Here is a 23,308-nt window from a genome sequence, read left to right on the forward strand (position 1 = left end):
GCCCGGCTCACGCCGCCGTTCCCTCCGCGTGCCGCGGCAGTGGGGCCGGTAGCTCATTGACGTTGTCAGGGGTCACGGGGCGGCGGCGTGACAGGAACCAGAACCCGGCCGCCGAGACGGCCGCGGCGGCCGCCACCAAGGCCACGCCGGCAGGTCCGCGGCCTGCGATCCAGGCCGCCGCGCCGCCAACGGCTGCCGCCGACGGCAGCGTCAGCAGCCAGGACAGTGCGATGCGCCCGGCGATGCCCCACCGCACTTCAGCCAGTCTGCGGCCCAGGCCGGCGCCCAGGATGCTGCCGGTGCACACCTGCGTGGTCGACAGCGGAAAACCCAGGTGCGAGGAGGCGAGGATCACGGCGGTGGCGCTGGTCTCGGCCGCGAAGCCCTGTGGCGCCTCGATGTCGGTGAGTCCCTTGCCCATGGTGCGGATGATCCGCCAGCCACCTGTGTAGGTGCCCAGCGCGATCGCCAGACCGGAGGTGAGCACCACCCACCAGGGCGGCCCGGAGTCGTGTGCAAGTAGCCCGGAGGAGATGAGGGCGAGGGTGATGACGCCCATGGTCTTCTGCGCGTCGTTGGTGCCGTGCGCCAGCGCGACCAGCGACGCCGAACCGACCTGTCCTCTGCGGAACCCGAGTCGCGCCCGTTCCGGAACGGTCCGCCGGGTGATGACGTACGCGAAATAGGTCGCCAGCACTGCCACGATGCCTGCCACGATCGGCGAGAGAACGGCAGGGATGACGATCTTTTCCACGATTGCCCCGAACTTCACCGCGGACCCGCCGGCGCCGACCCACACAGCGCCGATCAGCCCGCCGAACAACGCGTGCGACGAACTCGACGGCAACCCGGCGAGCCAGGTCATCAGGTTCCAGAGGATCGCCCCGACCAGACCGGCGAAGATCATCACCAGGGACACCTTCGCGTCGTCCACGATGCCGCCGGAGATGGTCTTGGCCACGGCCGTGGACAGGTATGCGCCCGCCAGGTTCAGCACCCCCGCGACGGCGACGGCGAGACGTGGTCTCAGGGCCCCGGTGGCGACCGAGGTCGCCATCGAATTGGCGGTGTCGTGAAACCCGTTGGTGAAGTCGAAGGCCAGAGCGGTCAGAACGACCACGATGAGCAGGAACGAGACGTTACCCACTGGGAAACCTCCCGAGGCATGCCAGCACCCGCGCCCGCCGTGCGTGCCTCGGACGCGCTTTGCGTCCCACGCTAAGCGGCACTTCGAGAGCCCGCGACCGCGGAGACCGCGCACGCCCGGGTTGCACCCGATGACCGCGCACGCCCGGGTCGCACCTGATGACTGCGCACGCCCGGGTCGCACCTGATGACTGCGCACGCTCGGGTCGCACCCGATCACCGCGGCGGATCCGGCGGGTGGCGCGCGGTGCTCCGGGTGAGGACATGGAAACAGCCCGGTTCTCGGTGCTCTCCGCGCCGGTACGGCTGCGGTCGGGCGGCGATCGGGTCACGTGTCGGACGCGGGAGGTGGATGGACCACGCCCGGGCAGAAGGCTGTCCGCATGGGGATGAACGGGGAGTGGAGAAGGGCCGGCCACGAGCCGGTGCGGATGGCGGGTTCCGTTGAACGGGGTGGTGTCGTCGGGGGTCTGTTGAACTGCTGTCTCGCGGTGCTGGTGCTCGTCCTGCTGGTGACTGGCGGCGTATGGCTGTGGCTGTGGCTGGCTCCCCGCCACTGGGAGCACGAGGCTCGCGACGAGATGGATCAGGGCGTGGCGGAGACCAGGTCCAGGCTGGCGGACGCGGCCGCCGACGGTGACCTGCTCGGCACCGAGATCGACCGGGACCTGCGGCTCGGACCCCTGGCGGGTCCGGTCGAGGTGCGGCGACAGGGCGGCACCGTGACCGTGACCGCGCCGTTCGAAGGGTTCGGGCCCGGTCTCATGGGCCGGACGCAGACGACGGGCTGCTACCGGTTCCGTGTGGTCGGGCGCCGGGTCACCAGTGCACGCGTACCCGACGGTGCGTGCGGCCGCCGTACGCTCACCGTGTACCGGCCTCCCGCGGAGGTCGCGGACGACGTGGTCGTCGAGGCACGCGCGGCCCTCGACCAGGGCGGCCTCGTGGCCGTGAGTCATGCCGAGGTGTGGCGGACCCGCGGTATCCAGGTCGAGCGCGAGGAGCTCACGCAGGGCGGCCTCACGGTCACCGTCCAGCTGCTCAAGGGCGTCGGCGGCTATTCCACCGACTGCTACGCCTTCCGTGTCCGCAAGGACCCGCCCTCCGTGACGGCGCGGGAGCTGGCACCGGGCGGCTGCGGCCCCACCGGCGGCCGGACGGAACCGGCGGGCGCCGCCCCACGACCTGCCGGCGATACGGTCGTGCCGGTCGCCGCCGTCCGCGCGGCCACGCCCTGGCTGAGCCGCCACCGCGCCCATGGAGGCCCCGAACCTGTCGGCCACAGGCAACCGGCCTGACCCGAACCACGTCCGCCGCGGTCGAACCAGTATTTGTCGTAGGGCTGTTGCACAGGTCGCCCACAGAGTGCGCGACGCTCGGGGCAAGGGCGAGGCGGTCACTGGCAAAGGCGTGGGCAAGGAATGGTTTCGCGATCCGCTCGGCTGTCGCGCGATGGCTGTGTGGCCATACGGCGTTCACTCGGACGCCGTTGAGGGGCGGCAGTGTGCGGTGCTCGTCAGCTCAACTGCTCGTCAGGGAGGGGACCATGACCGCACAGTCAGGTACATCGGACGGGGCGCCGCAGTCGTCCGAGGGGGTCAGCCGCCGACACGCGCTGGGCCTTCTGGGTACCGCAGGGGCCGGAGCCGCCGTAACTCCGTTGCTGGGAGCGGGCACGGCACAGGCCGCCCCGTTCGCGGCTCCGGCCCTTCACCGCACCGCGGACTCGTCCGGCGCGCCACCGGTCCAGGGACTGCACCTGACCTTCGGGGCGGACCCGCGTACCCAGATGACCGTGTCGTGGATCACCGACAGGCCGGTGACCAGACCCGTGGTGCACTACGGCACGCTGGAGCACGGTTTCGGGTCCAGCACGAGGGCCCGGACGGTCAGTTACGTGGACGGCACGTCCAGCCGCACCGTCTACGTCCACCACGCCACACTGAACCGGCTCACTCCGGGCACCGACTACATCTACCTGGCCACCCACGAGGGAGCGACGCCCGACAGCGGTACGTTCCGTACGGCGCCTCGGGGACGGATGCCGCTCACCTTCACCAGCTTCGGTGACCAGTCCGCTCCGCAGGTGACGTGGGCGGCCGACGGCACGGTGGCGCTCGACGCGAACTCGACGCCCGCGACGAAGGACATCGTCACCGGCATCGAGCAGGTCGCTCCGCTCTTCCATCTCCTCAACGGCGACCTGTGCTACGCCAACCTCGACGTCGACCGGGTGCGCACCTGGAACAACTTCTTCACCAACAACTCCCGTTCGGCGCGCTTCCGACCCTGGATGCCGGCCGCCGGCAATCACGAGATCGAGAAGGCCAACGGCCCCCTCGGCCTCGGTGCCTACCAGGCCTATTTCTCCCTGCCCTCCACCGAGACCGAAGCGGAACTCGCCGGTCTGTGGTACGCGTTCACGGCCGGCTCGGTACGGGTGATCGTGCTGCAGAACGACGACAACTGCCTCCAGGACGGCGGCGACGTCTACATCAGCGGATACTCCGGCGGACGCCAACTCGCCTTCCTGGAGAAGGAACTGAAGGCGGCTCGTGCGTCCCGCGACATCGACTGGGTGGTCGTCGCCATGCACCAGGTCATGATCAGCTCCTCGGACGCGAACGGCGCCGACCTGGGCCTGCGCCAGAAGTACGGCCCTCTGTTCGACAGGTACGGCGTGGACCTGGTGCTGTGCGGTCACGAGCACAACTACGAACGTTCGCTGGCCGTCCGCGGAGTCGTCCAGGGCAGCGAAACCCTCACGCCGAACCCCGTCTCCCGGGCCACCGACTCCATCGACACGGGACTGGGCACCGTGCACATGGTCCTCGGCGGCGGAGGCGTCTCGGGCACCACCAACCAGAAGTTCTTCACCGACGGCACCGCGAAGGTGATCACCGCGGTGTCCGCGGCAGCCGGAGCGAACGGCAAGCGCACCTCCACCTACACCAAGGAGGAGGCGGTCTGGAGCGGCGTCCGTGACGTGGAACACCCCTACGGCTTCGCGGCCTTCACCGTCGATCCCGGCCGGCACCCCGGTGACACCACCCGGATGCACGTGACCTATTACAACGTGGACAAGCCGCACGGCGAGCTGTCGGTGTTCGAGACCTTCACCCTCCACCGCAAGCGCTCCGACGGCCACGCCGGATAGCGGCGCGGCGGTCCGCGACCGGCCCGTGGAGGCGGGCCGGGCAGCTGCCGTCCGGCCACCCGGGGCCGAACCGCCCGGTTCATCCCACCGCGGAGCGGCGCACGTGACACCCCGGCGTGCGGGGAGGAGCACCCTCGTTCATCTGGGGGTTGGAGGACCAGCACCTTCGAGGGCCCGCCCGGCATCCACCGGGCGGGCCCTCGTCGCAGGTGTCCGGGGGCGGCTTTCCGTTCCGGCTGACCTGTGGAGGCGGACAGGCCCGAGTGTTCCCGGCCCTTTGCACTGGGCCCGCCGGAGCGCCACTGGCCGCCCGGAGTGCCACTCGCCGCAGACCCCACCCCCGTGCAGAAGCACCAGCGGATCAGCGCAACTGCGACGACGCAGCGTGCCGTCGACACCATGGGCATCAGCGGGCGCCGCTCGCCGGGCGGTGTACGGGCCGGTGGGGGACCGGGCTGTGCGGGCGACAGCCGTGGACGGGAGGGTCAGTAGGCGTGGTCGGCCGTGATGTCGGCGGACAGGTCGAGATGGTGCTGTGCCGTCTCGGGGCGCAGCGCCATGAGGGTGTGCGTGAGGGCGTCCACCGCGGCGAGGTGGGCGATGCGGCTGGCGGAGGTCTCCAGACCGAAGACGAGGTCTTGTCCACCGGCGACCAGGATGTGGGTGCTGGTCTCGCTGAGCGGTGACCGGGCATAGCTGGTGAGGGCGACGACGGTGGCTCCGGCGCGGTGTGCGCGGCGCGCGGTGTCGACGGTCGTGCGGGTCGCGCCGGTGTGACTGATGGCGAGGCAGACGCCGTCAGGGGGGAGCTGGGCAGCGGCGAGCTGGGCGGTCAGGGCGTCGGCCGGGGCATCGACCGGGCAGCCGAGAGCGCGCAGGCGGTAGGCGGCGTCGAGGGCGACGGCGGCGGAGAGCCCGGCCGCTGCCACGACGACACGGGGAGCCGTGTGGAGTGCGGCCGCCGCCGCGGACAGAGCGGCGGCATCGAGGGTCGTGGCGACGCCGTCCAGGGCGTCACGCGAGGCTCGGACCGTCTCGGTGATCGCACGGTCCGCCGGGTCGTCCGAGGGCGGCGGGGCCGGGGCGGTGGTCAGTCGTGCGGCCTCGATCTTCAGCTCCTGGAAGCCGCGGAAGCCGAGCCGCTGGCAGGCGCGTACGACCGTGGACGCGGCCGTGCCCGCCAGGGCGGCCACGTCGCTGACGCTGAGGTGGACGAGTGCGGCGCCCTGGTCGAGCACCACCTGTGCCACCCGGGCCTCGGTCTCGCGCAGCTCCGGGAGCCGGGCCCGGACCTGTGCGGCGAGCCGGTTCCCGGACCCGCTCGCGGAATTTGGTTCCATGGGCATAGTCTAGCGGGGAATTCCATTCCAGTCCTCCCCTGTCTCAGGAGTCGCTCCGCCATGCCCGCATCGGCCTACGCCGCCGTACTCACCGCCGCGGTCCTGCACGCGCTCTGGAACGCGATGGCCCACCGGATACCCGACAAGTTCATCGGCTTCGTGCTGATCAACTGCGCCTACACCGCCGGCGCGGCCGTGCTGGCCTGTCTGACCCCGCTTCCCGCGTCCGGTGCCTGGCCCTTCCTCGCGGCCTCCGCCGTCCTGGAGGTCGCCTCGCAGCTGTTCCTGCTCCGCGCCTACCAGCTCGGGGACTTCGGGCAGATGTATCCCCTCGCCCGCGGCATCGCCCCGCTGCTCGTGGCCGTCGTCTCGGTCACGGCCCTCGGCGGCAGGCTGACCCTGGTCCAGGGAGCGGGCGTGCTCCTCGTCTCCGGCGGCCTCGCCGCGCTGGCCCTCGCCGCCGGACGCCTCGGCCGCGCCCAGCTCCCGGCCCTGGGCGCGGCGGTCGGGACTGGCGTGCTCATCGCCTCCTACACCCTGGTGGACAGCTCGGGCGTGCGGCATGGCGGTGACGTCCTCTCGTACATCGCCTGGCTCTTCCTGTTCCAGGGCCCCGTCCTGCCGCTGATCGCACTGGTCCGGCGCCGTGGCGCGGTACTCGCGGAGGTGCGCCCGGTTCTCGGCACCGGACTGGCCGGCGGGTTCCTCTCCTTGGCCGCATACGGTCTGGTGATCTGGGCCCAGGCGCACGGTGACGTCGCGGCTGTCGCCGCGCTGCGCGAGACGGGCATCCTCGTCGCCGCGATCATCGCCACGCTGTTCTTCCGCGAACCCTTCGGACGCCTGCGGCTGGTGGCCGGCGCGGTGGTGCTGACCGGCATCGGCCTCATGCACTGAGGGTCCGTCCGCGCAACCACCGGCGAGGCCGTCGCCGGCGCCCACCTGCTGACTCAAGGGGGGTGCGTCACGGGCTCGGGCCCGGGCTCCCCGCCCGCGTCCCGGAAGTGGGAAAGAGGCCGGAAACGCTCGGCGAACCCGGCCCCCGGGCCCGCAGCGACGTGTCATGGACGAGGTGTCAGAACCTCCTGGAGGAGGGCGCCGTAGCGCGTGATGAGTTCCTTGCGGTCGGTCCGCCGCAGGGACTCGTCCCGCGCCACCCACAGGGCGTACAGCAGTCCGCCGGCCATCGAGGCCGCCAGCCGCGCACGCAGGTCGGCGTCAGGGCCGGACAGCCGGCTGCGCAGCGGCTCGATGAACACGTTCTCGTGGGTCTGCCGCAGTCGGTCCAGGATCTGCGGTTCGATGCTGCCGTGGACCAGGGCCAGGAAGATGCCCCGGGCGGAACCGTCTAGATCGAGCAGGAGTTCGGCGAGCCGTTCGCCCAGCTGTTCCAGCGGGACGTCGAGCAGCGGTGCGTCGTCGATGGTCAGGTGCATCGTCTCCAGGAACAGCAGCTCCTTGCTCTTGAAGTGACGGATCACCAGCGCCGGATCGGTCCCGGCGTCCGCAGCGATCCGGCGGACGGTGGTCCTGGCGAATCCCTGGTCCCGGAACAGCTGGGTGGCGGCGGCGTGGATGGCATCGCGGGTGGTCGAACCGGATCCGGTCTGCAACATGCGGCACAGCATAGGCGGCGCACCGGCCGCCCCCGGTGCGCGTGAGCCGCTGGTGAGCGATTCAAGAAGTTCGGTCAACAATGTTGACTCCGCCGTTCGGCGCCCGCACATTACCTAGCAGTAGAACCGCGTAGTAATCCCGTGACAGCCGAGAGACCGGTCCTCCACGGCCGTTGGCGTGCTCCGTTTCGCCTGCGTCCTCGGCCTGCACCTCCCATGCTCCGAGCCGCCGCATTCTCGCGCCCCACAACGCCCGCGGGCACCTCCCTGTCCGCGTCCCGCGTCCCGCGTACCCGTCCCGAGAAGAGAGAGCATCATGCCCCTGCATGGCCTTCGCCGTGTCATGAGCGCGACAGTCGCAACGATCGGTGCCCTGACCCTCGGCGTCACCGGCACCACCGCCCACGCGTCCACACCCTTGGACTACGCCGCCCTCGGCGACAGTTACAGCGCCGCCTCCGGCGTGCTCCCCGTCGACCTCACCAACCTGCTCTGCCTGCGCTCCACCGCCAACTACCCGCACGTCATCGCCGCCCGCACGGGAGCCCGTCTGAAGGACGTCACCTGCGGCGCCGCCCAGACCAAGGACTTCACTGCGTCCCAGTACCCCGGAGTCGCACCCCAGGTGAACGCGGTCACCCCGGACACCGACCTGGTGACACTGACCATCGGCGGCAACGACAACGGCACCTTCATCAACGCCATCCTCGCCTGCGGTACGGCGGGCGTCCTCAGCGGCGGCACGGGCAGTCCCTGCAAGAACACCTACGGCACCTCCTTCGACGACGCGATCGACGCGAACACCTATCCCGCGCTCGAGTCCGCCCTGCGCAGCGTCCGGGCCAAGGCGCCCAATGCCCGTGTGGCCGTGCTGGGTTACCCGTGGATCACACCCGCGACGGCAGACCCGTCGTGCTTCGCCCGGCTGCCCATCGCCTCCGGCGACGTGCCCTACCTGCACGCCCTCCAGGCGCACCTCAACGCCGTCGTCGAACGCGCGGCCAGGGAAACCGGTGCCACCTACGTGGACTTCTCCCAGGTGTCCGCGGGCCACGACGCATGCAGCCCGGCCGGCACCCGCTGGATCGAACCCCTCCTGTTCGGGCAGAACATCGTCCCGGTCCACCCCAATGCCCTCGGTGAGCAGCGCATGGCCGAGCGCACCATGAGCGTCCTCGGCCTCGGCTGACCGGGGACCGTGCGGCGACAGGGCCGGCCCGCCATCCGCTCGACGACGATCGTCTGCGGATGGCGGGCCGGCCCCGGCAGCAGGGCTGGGGGACTCTTCGCAGGCCGGCTCCGCCGCAGTGCCCGTCTCCAGGCCCACCGCTCTGTCCGGGTGATTGTCAGTGCCTCGCTCTACCTTTTGATCAGTTGGACCTGCGGAGCGGACCGCGGGTTCGTTCCGGGGAGGGGTCTGGCATGGCCGACAGGTCCGAGGTGTCCACGACGTATCTGGAGCTGTCGCAGGAAGGGCGCGGGGCGCACAAGTTCTACGAGGTGGCCGTGGCCGGGCCAGTGGTGACGGTGCGTTACGGGCGGATCGGCGCCGCCGGGCAGACGCAGGTGTCGACGTTCTCGACGGTCGACAAGGCGCGGGCCGCCGCGGCCAAGAAGGTGGGGGAGAAGGTCCGCAAGGGCTATGCGCCGGCGGTTCCCGGGACGCGCGCCCCACGCTCGGTGACCCGGCGTCAGGTGGTGTCGGCCCCGTCCACCGCACGGGCGGTCGCACCGGTGCTGTGGCGACTGCGCACCGGCTCGGCGGCGTTCGGCATCCACATCGACGACGAGCGCTGCTGGGTCGGCAATCAGGCCGGCGATGTCTACACCCTGGACCATCACGGCGACGTCCTGGCCCGCTTCAGCCTTCCGGACGGAGTGAAGTGCCTCGTCGCGGACGAGTTCTGGATCTACGCCGGCTGCGACGACGGCAAGGTGTACGACCTGTCCTCGAAGCTCCCCTTCGCCGCCTACGACATCGCCGCCGACGTCGACATCTTCTGGCTGGACATCCACGAGGGCGTCCTCAGCGTCTCGGGCCGTGACGGCCGGCTCACCGTCATCGACCACGAGGACGAGCACCAGTGGGCCCGCCGCAGCCAGGGTGAGCACGGTTGGATGGTCCGCGCCGACGAGCGGGCCGTGTACCACGGCCATCACAAGGGTGTCACCGCCTACGCCCCTGACGGCAGTGGCGAGTTGTGGCACGCTCCCACGCGCGGTGATGTGCTGTTCGGCTGGCAGGAGAGCGACGCCGTCTACGCGGGAACCGCGCGTCATGCGGTCCAGCGGCTGTCGAAGGCCACCGGTGCCGTCGAGGCCACCTATGCCTGTGACAGCGCCGTGTACTCGTGTGCCACCTCGCCCGGCGGACGGTTCGTCTTCGCCGGTGACGCGGCGTCCTCCGTCTACTGCTTCGACCAGGACGGCACACGCCTGTGGAAGCTCGGTACGGGCGGCGGCTCGGCGCTGTCCATGCAGTACCACGACGAACGGCTGTACTTGGTGACCACGGACGGTTCGCTGGTGTGCGTGGACGCCGGCGAGACGTCCATCAGCGCCGCTCAGCAGGGCACCGTGCCCGTGGCGCGGGACGTCAAGCTCGCCGCGGCCATGCCCGCCTCGGTGCCGGCGACAGCCGCGAGCGCGGTGTCCACCGTGACCCGGGCGCCGGCCGGATCGATCGTGGTCGAGTGCGTTCAGGAGCACGGCAGGGTGCGGGTGCACGTGGTGTCGGCGGGCTACGACTCCTCGTGGAAGGTCCAGTTCCCGCGGGCGATACGAGAGCCCGGGGCGCGCTACGTGGTGGACGCGCTGCACCCGGCCCCCGGCGGTTTCTACCGGGTCCGCGGGGACATCCGTCGGCTGCTGTGAGGGAGTGGCCGCCGGCCACGACGCCGTTTCGGTCTGCCGCAGCCGCAGCCGCAGCCGCAGCCGCAGCCGCAGCCGCAGCCGCAGCCGCACGGCCCGGGCACCTGCCTGGGCTGAGCGCCTACAGGCCGATGTTGGTGAGGGGGATGTTCCAGTCGTTGCTGATGACGTTGTCATGGCCGTCCTGAGCCGTGACCGTTCCCGCGGACAGCACCAGTCCGGCAACGGCAATGGCCAGGACGGCGACGATACGACGCTTCACGGTGCCTCCTCGACGACGACAGCACCGACCACCTTGCTCGGGAGCGGCAGCCCACCCGTCCAGACACGCCGGTGACCACCTCCGAGTTCGGCACCTGGCCCTGGAGCAGAGGGCGAAACCCTGGGCATCCCGATTCATTTGGGCGTGGGGCCGGGCGGTGCGGGAAGTCCGCGAGGCGGGCCGCTCGGCGTGGGGCCGGGCGGTGCGGGTAGTCCGTGAGCGCCCTCACTCCGTCCGGGGCAGGGCGCCCTTCAGCGTCAGATCGACCAGTCCCGTCACGAGCGTGTCGTCAAGCGGAGCTCCACTGAGCAGCACGCGGACGAAGAGGGGGCCGGTGACGGCTTCGATCACCAGGCCGGGATCGGTGTCCGCTGCCAGCTCGCCGCGCTCGACGCCCCGTCGGACCATGACCGTGGCACGTTCGAGGCGATCGCTCCAGTAAGGCCCGCGGCGGTCCTCCCAGGCCTCGTCGTGCTCCACACTCAGCCGCAGCAGCGCCTGCCCCTGTGCGGAGCCGAGCAGCCGGCTCAGGGAGGAGAAGAAACGCAGCAGGTCCTCGCGGACGAGGCCGGTGTCGGGGACCGGCAGTGCGGAGTCCAGCTCCGTGGCCAGCGCGTCCAGGATCAGGTTCTCCCGGGTCTTCCACCGCCGGTAGACCGATGTCTCGTGCACCCCGGCCGTGCGGGCGACCGCGGCGACCGTCGTGCCGGTCAGGCCCTGGCTCGACAGGAGCTCGACCACGGCGCCGAGCACGGCTCGCCGCATCCGCTCCCCACGGCGGCGCAGGGGCGGGGCGGCGGGCTCGGGGGACTGTGGACCGGTCATCGAACCAGCTTAAAGCGACTCCACTTGCGTTGGGTGTACGGTTAACGCAAGTCGACCTGCGATAGAGCACAGCGGTCGCCACCCGAAGGAGGTCATGGTCATGGAGCAGATGCTTGCGGCCCGCCTGCACGTGCCGAGCCGCACACTGCGTGTCGAAGAGGTGCCGCGGCCGCAGCCGGGCCCCCAGGAGGTGCTGGTCAAGGTCGAGGCGGCCGGGGTGTGCCTGTCCGACGTGCACCTCATCGACGGCACCCTCACGCCTCTGTACCTCCAGGGCGACACCGTCACCCTCGGCCACGAGGTGTCCGGAACCGTCGCGGAGGTCGGCGAGGGCGTCACCGCCTGGACACCCGGACAGCGCGTGGTGCTGTACGCCGGAGAGCTCCGCGGCGGGAAGACGTACACGCGGGGTGTCGACTACGACGGCGGCTGGGCCCAGTACGCCGTGACCGCCGCGAACGCCCTGACTCTTCTGCCCGACTCCATCCCCTTCGACCAGGGCGCGATCATCCCCGACGCGGTGTCCACGCCCTGGGGTGCCCTCACCGCGACCGGCGGCGTGCGGCCCGCAGAAGCGGTAGGTGTGTGGGGCGTGGGCGGGCTGGGCGTGCACGCGGTGCAGATGCTGCGGGCCATCGGCGCCTGTCCGATCGTCGCGGTCGATCCGAACCCTGTCGCCAGGGAGCGCGCCCTGTCCGCCGGAGCCGACTTCGTCCTGGACTCCGCCGACCCGGGTCTGCGTGCGGCCGTAGCGAAAATGACCGGCGGTGCCGGGTTGGCCGCCGCGTTCGACTTCGCGGGCGTGCCGGCCGTGCGTGAGCAGGCAGTGTCCGTCCTCGCCCCCAAGGGGCGACTGGTCCTCGTCGGACTCACCAACCATCCGCTCACCATCACCGACGGCACCCGTTTCAGCTATCTCCAGCAGCAGGTCCTCGGCCACTACGGCTCGGACATGCCGGTGGCCCTGCCACAGCTGCTGCGGCTCGTCCAGGCGGGCCGCCTCGACTTCTCCGGATCCATCAGCGCGACCCTGCCGCTGAGTCAGGCCGCCGAGGCGGTCGCGCGCCTCGAGAAGAAGGAGGGAAACCCGATCCGCCTGATCCTGCGCCCGTGAAGCGACAGGTTCGCCAGGGTGCGCAAGGCGCTTGAGCGCCATGTGATCCGACTCGGCGAACAGCCGGGGACGTGCACGAGCCCGTCACGACCGGACACGTGCACGAGGCCGTCACGACCGGCCATGTGCACACGGCCGTCACGACCGGCTGCCCTTCGCGTCGGCCGACGGGTACGGGGCAATCCGGTGCCGGCGCAGGGCAGTTCGGAGGTCCGGCTCCCGGAGCGGTCCTCGTGCGTCCCGCCCGGCACATCGTCTGGCGGACGTACCGTGCGCCCGCCGAGGACCCCGAACCGCCCGGCATCCCTGGTTCCTCCTGCGTGTCACCGGCCGTGAACGTCGTCCTTCGGCCGGGCGTCCGCCGTCTCCTCGGGCGGGAGAGGCACGGGGTAGGACTCGGCGAAGTCGGCCGAGCGGCTCACCGGCTCCCAGGCGGTTGCCTGGGTGAGCCTGCGGCGGTCGTGCTCAAACTGGCGACACTCCATGAGGTCGCGCTGATCGGCGGTGAGTTGCAGCGACTGCTCGGACTGACCGAGCAGCAGGCCGTCGACACGATCGCCACGGCGACCGGCCTGGCCGGCGCGCTGTGGCAGATGGCCACTCCAGGCCCCCGCCTGAGAGAGCTCTGCACGAGCGACCCGCGGCTCGCGCATGCCGTCGTCGAGGTGGAACCCCGGCTGAGCCGCGTCCTCACCGCCTTTCTCGCCGGGCTCGGTGTGGAGCCCGCCGCGAACGTCTGAGGTGCGGACCGGGGCGCCGGGGCGACGGCGAGGTGCTCCCGGGCATGTCACGCGGCCTTCTTCACGGCCGACGGCGGGCTGATGACGGGTCGATGGCGGCCGACGGTGCCGGTGTGCTCCGCCGGATCAAGGGCGCGGCGATAGGCTCAGCGAATGGGGCAAACCGGACAGTGTGGCGAAGGTGCGGGGCCGTTCACCACTCGGCTCACCTGGAACCTTCCCGAGGGCGGTACGGCGATCTGGGAGTCGCGTCCTGCGCGCAAGCGCGGACAGCTGACCGTGCGCGCCGAAGGGGCGGCTGAGGGCCGGCCGCGCAGCGCGGACACCCTGTCGCTCGTACGGCTGCGCAGGCTGAATGCCGTCGCGGCTGTTGCGTTCTGTGCCGGCGGACTCCTGTTCGCCCTGGGTGCGGGTCTCGCGCAGTTCGGCTCGGGCGGCCCGACGGCAAGTGCCTCGACCTACTTCACCGGGGGCCTGTTCTTCAACGCCGGTGGCTACGCCTCCCTGCTCCAGGCGATCAACACGCCGCACCGGGCCGACCACGGTGCCCTGCTGACCTCCGACTGGAGGTGGTGGAGCTACGAGCCGTACCGGATCGACTGGCTGAGCACCTTCACCCTGTTTGCCGGAACGCTCGTCTTCGGCGTCAACCTTCTCGATTCCTTCCTGCGCGGGCTCAGCGTGCAGCAGGCCAACCGGCTGGTCTGGACCCCGGACATGATCGGATGTGCCCTCTTCCTCATCTCCGGGCACCTCGCGTTCGGTGAGCTCTGTCATGGGTGGCCGTGGCCGTGGCCCTGTCTGCACGTGCGGAGTCTCGGCTGGTGGATCGTCGCGATCAACCAGCTGGGTTCCTGGCTCTTCCTGGTGTCCGCCCTGGCCGCCTTCACCCGCCCGGCCACCGGCAGCCTGGTCAACACCTCAGTGGCCAACTGGGGCACCCTCGCAGGCGCGCTGTGCTTCGCGGTCGGCGGAGTCCTCCAGTACTTCGAACGGCCGGCCGGCACGGGCACTTCCTCCTGACCGCCCTGAACGGTGCAGCACACGGCGGGAAGGGGTGGGCGGCGGGCCGACGGTGCCTTTCCCGTCGCCGCCGACATGCGGTCACGACGGAGTGGCTGGGCGCAAGCGACAGGAACAGGCGGGTGCCTGCAGGGAGGGGCTTGTTGGGCCATCTCCGGGTACTCTGCTGCTCGTTCGAACGAACAGCAGGGGCCTCGACCGAACGAGGGAGGCCTCGGCCGAACAGGAGAGACCTCCCTTCCGTCCCGGCGGTTGACGGGGGCGGGAGGGGTGGCAGGTGCACAGATGCTCTGAGTTGACAGGTTCATGATATTCGGAGGAAGCCATGCCGAGTGATCTCGGTTCTGCCGGACACGGAGAGCCGGAAGCGGACGGCCTGCCGCATCGCCGCGACCTGCTGCGCCTCGGCACACTGCTGGCCGTCGGCGGCCTTGCCGCCATGGTGCCCGCCGGCGTCGCCAGGGCGGACGTACAGACCGATGGCAGTCAGGTGACCAAGACCTATCAGGGGCACTCCCCGCTGGGATTCGACCAGTGGGCCTACATCGATTTCGACGTCCCCGCCGGAGTGAACCGAATCTCCGTCACCTCGACTTTCGACCCCTTTGTTCTGGTGCCGGGCGTCATGTCCAACGTCCTCGACATCGGCATCTTCGGCCCGTCGGGGTTCCGCGGGTGGTCCGGCGGAGCCAGACGTGACTTCACTCTCTCGGCGGCGGACGCCACTCCGGGCTACGTCCCCGGCCCGATCGAAGCAGGCAAGTGGTCCGTCGCCCTCGGTCCCATCGTCTACAAGGCCTCCGGCATGGGCTGGCAGGTCGGCGTCACCCTGGACCACGGCCCTCCGCTCCAGCCGGTGCCCTACGACACGCTGCCCGACTCGGTCCGCGGCCGGGCCACCGCCTGGTACCGCGGCGACCTGCACCTGCACAGCGTCCACTCGGACGGCGCCCGGACCGTGGACCAGATGGTCGCGGACGCCCGCACGAGCAAGCTGGACTTCATGGCCACGTCGGACCACAACACCAGCTCCACCGGCGTGTCATGGCACGGCAACATCCCCTCGGACCTCCTGGTGATCAATGCGGAGGAGGTCACCACCCGCCATGGCCACTGGCTGGCCCTGGGACTACCGCAAGGGGAGTGGGTGGACTGGCGCTACGCCCCCGGCGACCAGGGTGAACTCGACCGGCATGTCCAGCGGGTGCACAGTCTGGGCGGATTCGTGGTGGCCGCGCATCCCATGACTCCGGGGCCCGGATCGTTCTGGGAATTCGGCCTCGACCACGTCGACGCCATGGAAGTGTGGAACGGCCCCTGGACACTCGACGACGCGGCCAATGTCGCCGTCTGGCACGGCGCGCTGTGCCTGGGCAAACGCATTCCGGGCCTGGGCAACAGCGACGCCCACGCCACGACGGACACCATCGGTCTCCCGCACAACGTCGTGAACGCCTCCGCACTGTCCACAGCGGCGATCCTCGACTCGCTCCGGCGGGGCAAGTCCTACGCCGCGGAATCGGCCACCGTCACCGTGGACTTCACGGCCGCCGGTGCCGGCCGCACCGCCGGGCCGGGCGAAGAACTGCCGCTGGGCCTGTTCGACGCGGTCGATGTCACGGCCTCCGTCTCCGGCGCCCCCAACACCGTCGTCACCCTCTACACGGAGTGGGGGATCATGGCGTCGGAGTCCATAGGCGACAGTGGTTCGGGACACCTGCACTGGCGTGGCTGGGGCAAGGCCTCGCTGTTCGCCCGTGCCGAGGTGCGCCGTCTGCAACCCGGCTCCAGCACGCTCGACCAGATGGTGGCCATCACCAACCCCGTCTGGTTCTACGGTGCGAACCGCCCGCCGTACGCCGTCGAGCAGCGCGTGCTGTTCCGGAGCGCCCGCAGACCGGACGGAAGCTGGACCGGCATGAGGCCTCTGTCCGGCACCGGAGGCGACCCCGCCTTCGCCGGTGTCCAGGTCTCCGCTGCCGGCATGCCCGACGGGTCCGTACAGGTCCTCGGACTGAAACCGGACAACAGCCTGTGGTTCGCCACCCTCAACGCATCCGCCGTGTCCCGGCCGTGGCAGCGCCTGGACGCTCCTGATCGGCAGAGCGACTTCACCGCGCGCGAGGCGGCCATCACGGCGCTGCCCGACGGAACCAGCCAGCTCGTGGCCACCGGCATGGACGGCACGCTGTACCACCAGCAGCGTCGTACGGACGGCACACTGACCGGCTTCCGCCCGGTGCCCGGCTTCACGCCGAGCAGCGCCTGGGGTGCTACGAAGGTCGCCCTGGCCGGCATGCCCGACGGCTCGGCCCAAGTCCTCTCGTACAACACTGACGGTGCCATGTATCTGTGCGTCCGCCGCAAGGACGGATCCTGGACGGCCTGGACCCGGCCGGCCGGATTCGGCGGGGCGCCCACCTTTTCCGGGCCGGCCCTGGCCATCACGGGGCTGCCCGACGGTTCCTCGCAAGTCGCGGCGATCGGCCTCGACGGATGCGTCTACCACCAGGTGCGCCATTCCGACGGGCGCTGGGACGGTTTCGCTCCTCCGGCAGGTGTCGACTCGAACAGAATGGGCGCCAGCAGCATCGACATCGCCGGCATGCCGGACGGGTCGGCGCAGATGGTCGTCGTCGGCCGCGATGGCAATGTCTGGCACAGCATCAGGAAGGACCACGTCTCCTGGACGGGCTTCGCTCAGATTTCCGGCCCGAGCGGAAGCGACCCGTTCCCCGCCGGACAGGTCCGCATCACAGCCCTGGCCGACGGCACCGCACAGGTCCTGGGCATCAGTGCCGGCTAGGCGGTCCGGGCGATCCTGTGACTGCACCGTGTCCGGGTCGTCAGTTGTCGAACCAGACCACCAGGCGGACGTTCTCGGCGCCGTGCCGCTTGGCGAGGGTGCGCATCACCGTCCATACGTCGCCCCACTCCTCGTCACGCACCGCCTGCCGCCGGGTCAGCCGTTCCTCACGCGCCGCCTGCCGTGTGGTCGATTCCCTTTCGTCCCAGTCCGCCTCCTGCAGTTCTGCCCAGCTGATCCAAGAAGGGCTGTGCGAGTCCCCCCGTTCCCGCTCAAAGGCTCGTGCGACAGCTCGGGAGGCGTCCTGCGGGAACCCCCGCTGCGCCGCAAGTGGCGCGAAGGACCGTCCACGGACGCCGAAGAGGCAACCGAAGGCCGGATAGGACCGATCGCCATAGGCTTGGTCAAGGGCCATGGCCGGATGCCAGCGGAAGAACAGCTCGGCGTCCTCGGGTTCGGAACTGTCGATGCAGCTGTTCCTGACCTCGATGAATCCATGGATGTCCGTGCCCATGAATGCGATCCTGCCTGGCGGGCGGGATGCTGACCAGCGGATATTCGCCGTTGTGCTACGGCCCGTTGTGCCGGGCCCCGGCGTCAGCCGGTCGCCCGCTCCGCCGCGCTGCGTTCCACGCAGAACTCGTTGCCTTCGGGGTCGTACAGCGTCACCCACCCGGTTCCGTCGGGCCTTCGGTGGTCCCCCTGGAGCGTGGCACCGAGCGAGAGCAGGCGCTCGACCTCCTCGTCCCGGGTGCGGTCCTGGGGCTGGAGATCCAGATGCACACGGTTCTTCACCGCCTTGCGGTCATCGACCGTGACGAACAACAAGGTGGCAGCCTCAGACGTGACCAGGGCTTCCGGATCCCCCGGAAAGTCGTCATCGGCGAGCGAGCCATTCAAAGCCTGGGCCCAGAAGCCCGCAAGGGCATAGGGGTCGGCGGAGTCGATGGTGATGTGACGGATCAAGGAACTCATGCCCCGAGCCGATCATGAATCCCGGTCGCCGTCCAGGGGCAGCAGACGTCGGCGCCGTCCAACTGGCAAGACTCTGAACGTGGTTCTTCACCTCGCGGCCGTCTTCACCGCAGATGGCCGAAGAGCCGGAACCTAGGCGTCCTTGTTGGCCTTGAGCTTCTGCCACACCGTGCTGAGTGCCTGCAGGTCGTCCTGGTCGAGGAGGTCCGTGAAGACGGGGGCGAGGCACTCGCGGCGGGTGGCATCGGCCGCCTCGAAGAGCCGGTGGCCCTCGGGGGTGAGCGAGACCTCGACGGAGCGGGCGTCGCGCGGCGAGGGGGTGCGGGTGACCAGACCGCGGCTCTGGAGGGCGTCGACGACACGCGAGACCTGGCTGCGGCTGAGCATGGTGCTGTTGCCCAGGACCGAGGCCGGAACCGGGTCGGGGCTGGAGGCCAGCCAGAGCAGGACCTCGAACCAGGAGACCGGAAGGTCGTGCGCCTTGCTCAGGGCGCGGTCCACCCGGTCCGTCAGGACGGTCCCGGCCCACACGAGCCCGTAGAAGGCGTGGTCGGCCACCGGCATCTCCGCCTGTGTGAGCTTCTTCTTCGGCATGTCACCAGCTTAGCGGTTGCGTGTACACGCACGTATCTGCATGATGGTGTGTGTACACGCACTCAAATGCGTCGAGATCCTCGTGCTGCGAAAGGCTTCGTCATGTCCTCCCAGTCCCCCAAGGTCGTCCTCATCACCGGCACCTCCTCCGGCATCGGCCTCGCCGCCGCCGTTTCCGCCGCGCGCGCCGGCTGGACCACGGTCGCCACCCTGCGCGACCCGCGCCGCTCCGACGCCCTGCGCAAGGCGGCCGCCGAGGCGGGCGTGGAGCTCGACATCCGCCGGCTCGACGTCACCGACGAGGCGTCGATCGCCTCCGCGATCGACGGTGTGATCGCCGACCACGGTCACCTGGACGCCGTGGTGAACAATGCGGGCGCCGGACACCTCGGCACCCTGGAGAACGAGACCGTGGCCGAGGTCCGCAAGGTCATGGAGGTCAACTTCTTCGGCGTGCTCAACGTCTCCAAGGCGGCCATGCCCCACCTGCGGGCCACCGGCGGCCGTCTGATCACCGTCACCAGCGTCGGCGGCGTCGTCGGACAGCCCTTCAACGAGGCCTACTGCGCGGCCAAGTTCGCCGTCGAGGGGTACATGGAGAGCCTGGCCCCCGTGGCCGCGGCGCACGGTGTGTCCGTCTCCGTGGTCGAGCCCGGCGCCGTGGCCACCGAGTTCGTCGCCAACGTGGGCGTCGAACTGGAGGAGGCCGTTGCGGCCGCCGGGGTGTACGCACCCCAGCTGAGCGCCTACCTGAACCGCACGGTCTCGCAGTTCCTCGACGGCGCGCAGACCGCCGAGGGCGCGGCCGAGTCGGTGATCGAAGCACTCACCGCGGACGAGCCTGCCTTCCGGCTCCAGACCTCCGACTGGGCCCGCGGCTTCGTGGGCACCAAGATCACCGACCTGGACGGCTCCGCGGTCCTGGGAATCACCAACGGCTGGGTCGCCTGACCCGCAGACATCCGGCGAGGGGCGAGCCACGACAGGTTCGCCCCGGACGCCGGTCGGGGCCGACGCGCAGCGAACGTAGCGACTGTGCTCGCTTTGCCGGGTTCGCCGACCCCGACGGCATTGCGTGGAACTGCAGGAGCGCGGTTTTCGCCCTTGGTGAGGTGGAGGCGCGGCTCAGACTTTGCAGGTGTATCCGGACGCGAAAATCCGGCCGCGGCGGGCGTTGCGTATCCCGGACCCCTGCCGCGCTGAAGAAGCGGTTCTTTGCGGTACTTGCGGAAACGCTTCATGGCGGCAGAAACGCTCTTCCGGTGCGGGGGTATCAGCGTCCAGCGCCGGGGGTCGGGGCGACGACCGGGACTGCGCACGGACACATCTTCCGGGGGCTTGTGGACGGCTCGTCCACCGGTGCCGGGACGCCTGGCCGGGAGGTGTCACCGGGCTGCGGCGTCGCGGGTGCGCCGGTAGTGGCGTCTTGCCTTCATGCGGTTGCCGCACAGGGCCATCGAGCACCAGCGGGCCTTGTTGGTCTTGCTGCGGTCGATGAGGAACCGCCGGCACTCCGGGTTGGCGCACGGCCGCAGCCGGACGGGCGCCGTCTGCTGGACGTCGCTCCAGGTCAGCACGGCTTTCACAGCCATCCGGCGCTCGGCAGGGGCGTCGATCCGCCACGACACTCCCGCAGCTGAGAGATACGGGTGGGAGGTGACGCCTTTGAGCAGCGGGGCCAGTGACGCGCCGGGCCGGGTGCCGCGCACCACGTCCTGGAGGGCGTCGCGAGCCTGCAGGAGGCTGACGAGTTCTTCCGCGGTTCCGCTGCCGCCGTGGGCCTGCTGCCAGGTCCTGGCCGCCTCCGGATCGGCGAGCTGGTCCTGCACGAGCCCGTGGACCACCGGCGTGCTGTTGAGGAGCTCCAGCAGCGCGTCTTCCTGCTCTCGGCCGGCCACCATCGCGCCTCCTGACCCGAGCGGTTCACTTCACAGGTTACGTGAACGCGGGGCTGCCTAACCGGAAAAGTTTATTCAACCGGTTAGGGCCGTTCGCGTAGCGGGCCGTTCGTTGGGGGCCGTTCGTCCAAGCCGCACGTCTCGACCGGGCGCCGCGTCGGCTGGGTGATCCGCAGTGGTGACCGACACAGGAGCGTGGGACGCTCTCGGCGGGCAGGACGAGGCCGAACCCAAGGGGCGTGCGGTGGTCGAGGAGACCCGTTGCCCCGGAGGCACCGGCACATCGCCGCCACCGCTCCCCACGGTGTGCGCCGCGGCTCGGCCACGTCCTCCGGTAGTCGGGGCTGCTTCCGCCGACACCCCCGGGTCTCAAGCCGATCCGATGACGGCAGCCCGCGCCTCAGCGTCACCCGCCGCGGCCGCGACGGTCGGCTGAAGCCGCCGCACCGCTTCCAGATGGTCGCCCGTCCAGATGATGCGGACGCCCGTCCCGGTCGCCCTGCCGTCGGCATCACGCAGGTCGCGGCGGACCGCCTCGACCAGCCGGGAGGTGATCTTCCGGTCGGTCTCCAAGGGCGCGGGCACCGGCCCCTCGCCCTGCAGCCCCTCGGCCAGACTCCGGTACCACCGCGCTACGCGATCCGCCATGACCAGCAGCTCCTTCTGGGCGGCGGCGCGGTCCTTGAGCGGCACGCCGCCCGCGGATCGCCGCCACAGCCCCAGCACCGCATCGGCGGCCAGGCGGAGCCCCACCACACCGGTGACCAGAGTGATCATCTCGCACAACGGGACGGCCTTCGCTCCGCGCTCGGCCAAGTACGTCCGGAAGGCGTCGTCCAGCCGGCGCGCCGCGGCCGCCGCCCGGCGGGCCTCCGGCGGGAACTCGAGGTTCCCGGGCCCTGAGACACAGCAGGACACCGCATAGCCCACGGCGCCGTGCAGGTAGCGAGCGCTGTCGGCGTACGCCTCCGCCAACGCGTTGGCGACGGCGACGGACGCGCCCCGCGGCCAGAAGAACAGGCCGACGACCAGGCTCACCGCACAGCCGAGCGCGATGTCCTCGATGCGGAACAGGACCACCGACAAGCCCGCAGGCTGGGCGATGCTGAAGAGGATCACCAGGGCGAGTGTGAAGGCGGCCTGCCCGGCGGCGAACGAGATCGCGGCCGGGACGACGCCCGCGGTCATCACCGCGACCGGCAGCAGGATCCACAGCACGGTCGTGTTGTCTCCGATGAGCTGGAGCAGACCGGCGCCCAGAATCGAGCCGGCCAGGGTGCCGCCGAGGACACGGAAGGCGTTCTGCCCGGTGTTGAGGGCGTTGGAACGCAGGACCGACAGGGCGCCCAGCATGACCCAGAAGGCGTGCTGAACACCGGTGAAGTCGGCCAGTGCGACCGCGATGCCCAGCCCGATGGCGCCGCGGATGCTGTTGTGGAGCCAGACCGAGTGAGGGTCGACATGGGCCGCCGCGCGTTCCGCGGCACTGGTCAGGGCACCGGTCGACGAGCCGGGCTCGCGACCGAGCAGACGGTCCGGCCAGCTGCGCTGCTCGGCAGCCCGGGCAATGTCGACGTTCTGGGCGATCTGCAGGACGACGAAGGCCATCTCCTGGGACCGGAAGGACACGTCGAGGCTGTCGACGAAGGCGTCGAGGTCAAGCCCGCCGTCTGCCCCGTCTGCCTCATCCACTCCGTCCGTGCCGTCCGTGCCGCCCAGCCCGTCCGTGCTGTCTGCCCCGTCCGTGCCGGCTGTGGCGTCTGCCCCTTCGCCAGGCGTCGGCAGGTGGTTCACGGCACTGTCCTCCAGCGCGGTCAGAGCCTGACGAAGGTCGTCTGCCCCGGTGCGAAGCCGGTCCGGCGTCATGCTTGGCTCTTCGAGCATCTCCGCCGACAGATCCAGCACTTCGGCGGCGGCTCGACGTACCGCCGAGGACTGCCGGGTGCCCGTGGGACCGGCCTCGACCGCCGGGGCGGCCTCCGCGAGGATGGTGCTCAGCCAGGTCAGCTCGTCGACGAGGCGGACCAGTGCCCGCGACCCGGTGGACAGGCCGGTGGGTCGGTAGGGGGTGGCCGTGAAGGCGCGCTGCAGCCGCTGCGTGCTCGATACGGTCTCCCGGGCGCAGGCGCGACACTCTCCGAACACGGGGTCGCAGGTGCGGCCCGCGAAGTAGTCCGCGTCGGTGCGCAGCTGCTTCGCCGCGGCTCGGCAGACCTGCGCCGCCGGTGCACTGAGCGGGTCCGCCTGCGGCCTCGGCCAGAACAGCCAGACCGCGATCATGGACACCCCGGCTGCCAGCGCCACGCCGATCAGCCGGTCGGCCAGCTGCGCCGGCGGAGCGGGGGTCGACACCGGCAGAAGGAACGCCAGGAGCAGCGATGTCGTGGTGTCGGCCAGCACCGAGCTGACCACGCCCGAGAACAGCAGGGCGAAGCTCACCACGACCGTCGCCGCCGTCGCGGTCCAGACCGACGGCGCGACCAGGGTGCCCAGCGTGACGAGCACAAGCCACGCCGCGGTGAGCGCCGTATGCGCCCCCAGCCGCTGCGCCGTGGAGCCGGTGAAGTCGACCAGCAGGAGCATCGCGAACGCGCCGAACGCGGCGAAGGTGCCTGTGACCGGCGCGTGGAAGACCTGGGTGCACAGCGCGAAGAGGAAGGGCATCACCACAGCGGCCCTGGCCGCACGCCGCGTGGCAGCCAGGTCCGGATCCCGGCGGCGCAACCACGCGGTGAGCTGACGCATCTGGTTCATCACCCTCCGCCTCGACGAGTCGGTAGCACGGAAAGCTCAGCCGTATCCCTCACCTTTCTCAGTACTTGACCTGTCCGCCACTCGGCGGCCCCGCACCAAGGCCGACAGGGCAGGCCCCGGCCGATACGGCCGATACGGCCGATACGGCCGACGCGATCGGCACGAAGGCCGACACGGCAGGCTCCGG

General features: G+C 70.6%; 19 protein-coding genes and 1 pseudogene. 10 read left to right on the forward strand and 10 right to left on the reverse strand.

The window, feature by feature from the left end; genetic code table 11:
• Positions 1-7: 7 nt before the first annotated feature.
• A complete protein-coding gene (locus ACZ7P3_RS25815; protein ID WP_472085415.1) occupies positions 8-1,147 on the reverse strand; it encodes an inorganic phosphate transporter in 1,140 nt (379 codons plus the stop codon).
• A 382-nt stretch (positions 1,148-1,529) separates the two neighbouring features.
• Here ACZ7P3_RS25815 and ACZ7P3_RS25820 point away from each other — a divergent pair, with 382 nt between their 5' ends.
• Both ACZ7P3_RS25820 and ACZ7P3_RS25825 read left to right on the forward strand, forming a co-directional pair.
• Positions 1,530-2,444, forward strand: coding sequence for a hypothetical protein (locus ACZ7P3_RS25820; protein ID WP_472085416.1), 915 nt, complete (start codon positions 1,530-1,532; stop codon positions 2,442-2,444).
• 248 nt (positions 2,445-2,692) lie between these two features.
• Positions 2,693-4,303: a purple acid phosphatase family protein gene (locus ACZ7P3_RS25825; RefSeq protein ID WP_472085417.1), complete on the forward strand. Its 1,611-nt coding sequence runs from the start codon at positions 2,693-2,695 to the stop codon at positions 4,301-4,303.
• Between the two features lie 485 nt (positions 4,304-4,788).
• Here ACZ7P3_RS25825 and ACZ7P3_RS25830 read toward each other — a convergent pair whose 3' ends face one another.
• Complete coding sequence (locus ACZ7P3_RS25830) at positions 4,789-5,643, reverse strand: MurR/RpiR family transcriptional regulator (RefSeq protein WP_472085418.1); 855 nt, start codon at positions 5,641-5,643, stop codon at positions 4,789-4,791.
• 60 nt (positions 5,644-5,703) lie between these two features.
• On the opposite strand from ACZ7P3_RS25830, the gene ACZ7P3_RS25835 reads away from it, so the two are divergent.
• Positions 5,704-6,540, forward strand: coding sequence for an EamA family transporter (locus tag ACZ7P3_RS25835; protein WP_472085419.1), 837 nt, complete (start codon positions 5,704-5,706; stop codon positions 6,538-6,540).
• Positions 6,541-6,704: 164 nt separating this feature from the next.
• Here ACZ7P3_RS25835 and ACZ7P3_RS25840 read toward each other — a convergent pair whose 3' ends face one another.
• Positions 6,705-7,259, reverse strand: a complete 555-nt coding sequence (locus tag ACZ7P3_RS25840; RefSeq protein ID WP_472085420.1) for a TetR/AcrR family transcriptional regulator — start codon at positions 7,257-7,259, stop codon at positions 6,705-6,707.
• Between the two features lie 316 nt (positions 7,260-7,575).
• On the opposite strand from ACZ7P3_RS25840, the gene ACZ7P3_RS25845 reads away from it, so the two are divergent.
• On the forward strand, positions 7,576-8,448 hold the full coding sequence (locus tag ACZ7P3_RS25845; protein WP_472085421.1) for an SGNH/GDSL hydrolase family protein: 873 nt from the start codon (positions 7,576-7,578) through the stop codon (positions 8,446-8,448).
• Between the two features lie 233 nt (positions 8,449-8,681).
• Positions 8,682-10,133 carry a WGR domain-containing protein gene (locus ACZ7P3_RS25850; RefSeq protein ID WP_472085422.1) on the forward strand — a complete coding sequence of 484 codons (1,452 nt, stop codon included), beginning with the start codon at positions 8,682-8,684 and terminating at the stop codon, positions 10,131-10,133.
• Between the two features lie 118 nt (positions 10,134-10,251).
• Here the strand turns inward: ACZ7P3_RS25850 and ACZ7P3_RS25855 are convergent, their stop codons facing one another.
• Together ACZ7P3_RS25855 and ACZ7P3_RS25860 are read right to left on the reverse strand one after the other, a co-directional pair.
• On the reverse strand, positions 10,252-10,392 hold the full coding sequence (locus ACZ7P3_RS25855) for a hypothetical protein (protein WP_472085423.1): 141 nt from the start codon (positions 10,390-10,392) through the stop codon (positions 10,252-10,254).
• Between the two features lie 225 nt (positions 10,393-10,617).
• A complete protein-coding gene (locus ACZ7P3_RS25860; protein ID WP_472085424.1) occupies positions 10,618-11,217 on the reverse strand; it encodes a TetR/AcrR family transcriptional regulator in 600 nt (199 codons plus the stop codon).
• A 100-nt stretch (positions 11,218-11,317) separates the two neighbouring features.
• Between ACZ7P3_RS25860 and ACZ7P3_RS25865 the strand changes: the two genes are divergently transcribed.
• From ACZ7P3_RS25865 to ACZ7P3_RS25880, 4 genes and pseudogenes are all read left to right on the forward strand, one after another.
• Positions 11,318-12,331: a zinc-binding dehydrogenase gene (locus ACZ7P3_RS25865; protein ID WP_472085425.1), complete on the forward strand. Its 1,014-nt coding sequence runs from the start codon at positions 11,318-11,320 to the stop codon at positions 12,329-12,331.
• A 467-nt stretch (positions 12,332-12,798) separates the two neighbouring features.
• Positions 12,799-13,071, forward strand: a pseudogene (locus ACZ7P3_RS25870) (TetR/AcrR family transcriptional regulator); the annotation flags it as partial.
• 153 nt (positions 13,072-13,224) lie between these two features.
• Positions 13,225-14,094: a hypothetical protein gene (locus tag ACZ7P3_RS25875; protein WP_472085426.1), complete on the forward strand. Its 870-nt coding sequence runs from the start codon at positions 13,225-13,227 to the stop codon at positions 14,092-14,094.
• Between the two features lie 325 nt (positions 14,095-14,419).
• Entirely contained in the window at positions 14,420-16,900 is a 2,481-nt protein-coding gene (locus tag ACZ7P3_RS25880) for a CehA/McbA family metallohydrolase (protein WP_472085427.1), read from the forward strand.
• Between the two features lie 40 nt (positions 16,901-16,940).
• Here the strand turns inward: ACZ7P3_RS25880 and ACZ7P3_RS25885 are convergent, their stop codons facing one another.
• The 3 genes from ACZ7P3_RS25885 to ACZ7P3_RS25895 form a co-directional block, all read right to left on the reverse strand.
• Positions 16,941-17,414, reverse strand: coding sequence for a hypothetical protein (locus ACZ7P3_RS25885; RefSeq protein ID WP_472085428.1), 474 nt, complete (start codon positions 17,412-17,414; stop codon positions 16,941-16,943).
• 83 nt (positions 17,415-17,497) lie between these two features.
• On the reverse strand, positions 17,498-17,875 hold the full coding sequence (locus ACZ7P3_RS25890) for a VOC family protein (protein ID WP_472085429.1): 378 nt from the start codon (positions 17,873-17,875) through the stop codon (positions 17,498-17,500).
• 132 nt (positions 17,876-18,007) lie between these two features.
• Positions 18,008-18,469 carry a MarR family winged helix-turn-helix transcriptional regulator gene (locus ACZ7P3_RS25895; RefSeq protein WP_472085430.1) on the reverse strand — a complete coding sequence of 154 codons (462 nt, stop codon included), beginning with the start codon at positions 18,467-18,469 and terminating at the stop codon, positions 18,008-18,010.
• Between the two features lie 102 nt (positions 18,470-18,571).
• On the opposite strand from ACZ7P3_RS25895, the gene ACZ7P3_RS25900 reads away from it, so the two are divergent.
• Complete coding sequence (locus ACZ7P3_RS25900; protein ID WP_472085431.1) at positions 18,572-19,420, forward strand: SDR family oxidoreductase; 849 nt, start codon at positions 18,572-18,574, stop codon at positions 19,418-19,420.
• Between the two features lie 434 nt (positions 19,421-19,854).
• Here ACZ7P3_RS25900 and ACZ7P3_RS25905 read toward each other — a convergent pair whose 3' ends face one another.
• Positions 19,855-20,370, reverse strand: coding sequence for a CGNR zinc finger domain-containing protein (locus ACZ7P3_RS25905; RefSeq protein ID WP_472085432.1), 516 nt, complete (start codon positions 20,368-20,370; stop codon positions 19,855-19,857).
• Between the two features lie 366 nt (positions 20,371-20,736).
• On the reverse strand, positions 20,737-23,121 hold the full coding sequence (locus ACZ7P3_RS25910; RefSeq protein WP_472085433.1) for an FUSC family protein: 2,385 nt from the start codon (positions 23,119-23,121) through the stop codon (positions 20,737-20,739).
• Positions 23,122-23,308: the final 187 nt, after the last annotated feature.

This window comes from Streptomyces sp. NPDC107581 (assembly GCF_055657175.1).

What these genes read in the sequence shown, in the direction of transcription:
- ACZ7P3_RS25820 (WP_472085416.1), top strand. Translation starts at nt 1,530, where the DNA reads ATGGGGATGAACGGGGAGTGGAGAAGGGCCGGCCACGAGCCGGTGCGG.
- ACZ7P3_RS25825 (WP_472085417.1), top strand. Translation starts at nt 2,693, where the DNA reads ATGACCGCACAGTCAGGTACATCGGACGGGGCGCCGCAGTCGTCCGAG.
- ACZ7P3_RS25830 (WP_472085418.1), bottom strand. Translation starts at nt 5,643, where the DNA reads ATGGAACCAAATTCCGCGAGCGGGTCCGGGAACCGGCTCGCCGCACAG.
- ACZ7P3_RS25835 (WP_472085419.1), top strand. Translation starts at nt 5,704, where the DNA reads ATGCCCGCATCGGCCTACGCCGCCGTACTCACCGCCGCGGTCCTGCAC.
- ACZ7P3_RS25840 (WP_472085420.1), bottom strand. Translation starts at nt 7,259, where the DNA reads ATGTTGCAGACCGGATCCGGTTCGACCACCCGCGATGCCATCCACGCC.
- ACZ7P3_RS25845 (WP_472085421.1), top strand. Translation starts at nt 7,576, where the DNA reads ATGCCCCTGCATGGCCTTCGCCGTGTCATGAGCGCGACAGTCGCAACG.
- ACZ7P3_RS25850 (WP_472085422.1), top strand. Translation starts at nt 8,682, where the DNA reads ATGGCCGACAGGTCCGAGGTGTCCACGACGTATCTGGAGCTGTCGCAG.
- ACZ7P3_RS25860 (WP_472085424.1), bottom strand. Translation starts at nt 11,217, where the DNA reads ATGACCGGTCCACAGTCCCCCGAGCCCGCCGCCCCGCCCCTGCGCCGC.
- ACZ7P3_RS25865 (WP_472085425.1), top strand. Translation starts at nt 11,318, where the DNA reads ATGGAGCAGATGCTTGCGGCCCGCCTGCACGTGCCGAGCCGCACACTG.
- ACZ7P3_RS25875 (WP_472085426.1), top strand. Translation starts at nt 13,225, where the DNA reads ATGGGGCAAACCGGACAGTGTGGCGAAGGTGCGGGGCCGTTCACCACT.
- ACZ7P3_RS25880 (WP_472085427.1), top strand. Translation starts at nt 14,420, where the DNA reads ATGCCGAGTGATCTCGGTTCTGCCGGACACGGAGAGCCGGAAGCGGAC.
- ACZ7P3_RS25885 (WP_472085428.1), bottom strand. Translation starts at nt 17,414, where the DNA reads ATGGGCACGGACATCCATGGATTCATCGAGGTCAGGAACAGCTGCATC.
- ACZ7P3_RS25890 (WP_472085429.1), bottom strand. Translation starts at nt 17,875, where the DNA reads ATGAGTTCCTTGATCCGTCACATCACCATCGACTCCGCCGACCCCTAT.
- ACZ7P3_RS25895 (WP_472085430.1), bottom strand. Translation starts at nt 18,469, where the DNA reads ATGCCGAAGAAGAAGCTCACACAGGCGGAGATGCCGGTGGCCGACCAC.
- ACZ7P3_RS25900 (WP_472085431.1), top strand. Translation starts at nt 18,572, where the DNA reads ATGTCCTCCCAGTCCCCCAAGGTCGTCCTCATCACCGGCACCTCCTCC.
- ACZ7P3_RS25905 (WP_472085432.1), bottom strand. Translation starts at nt 20,370, where the DNA reads ATGGTGGCCGGCCGAGAGCAGGAAGACGCGCTGCTGGAGCTCCTCAAC.
- ACZ7P3_RS25910 (WP_472085433.1), bottom strand. Translation starts at nt 23,121, where the DNA reads ATGAACCAGATGCGTCAGCTCACCGCGTGGTTGCGCCGCCGGGATCCG.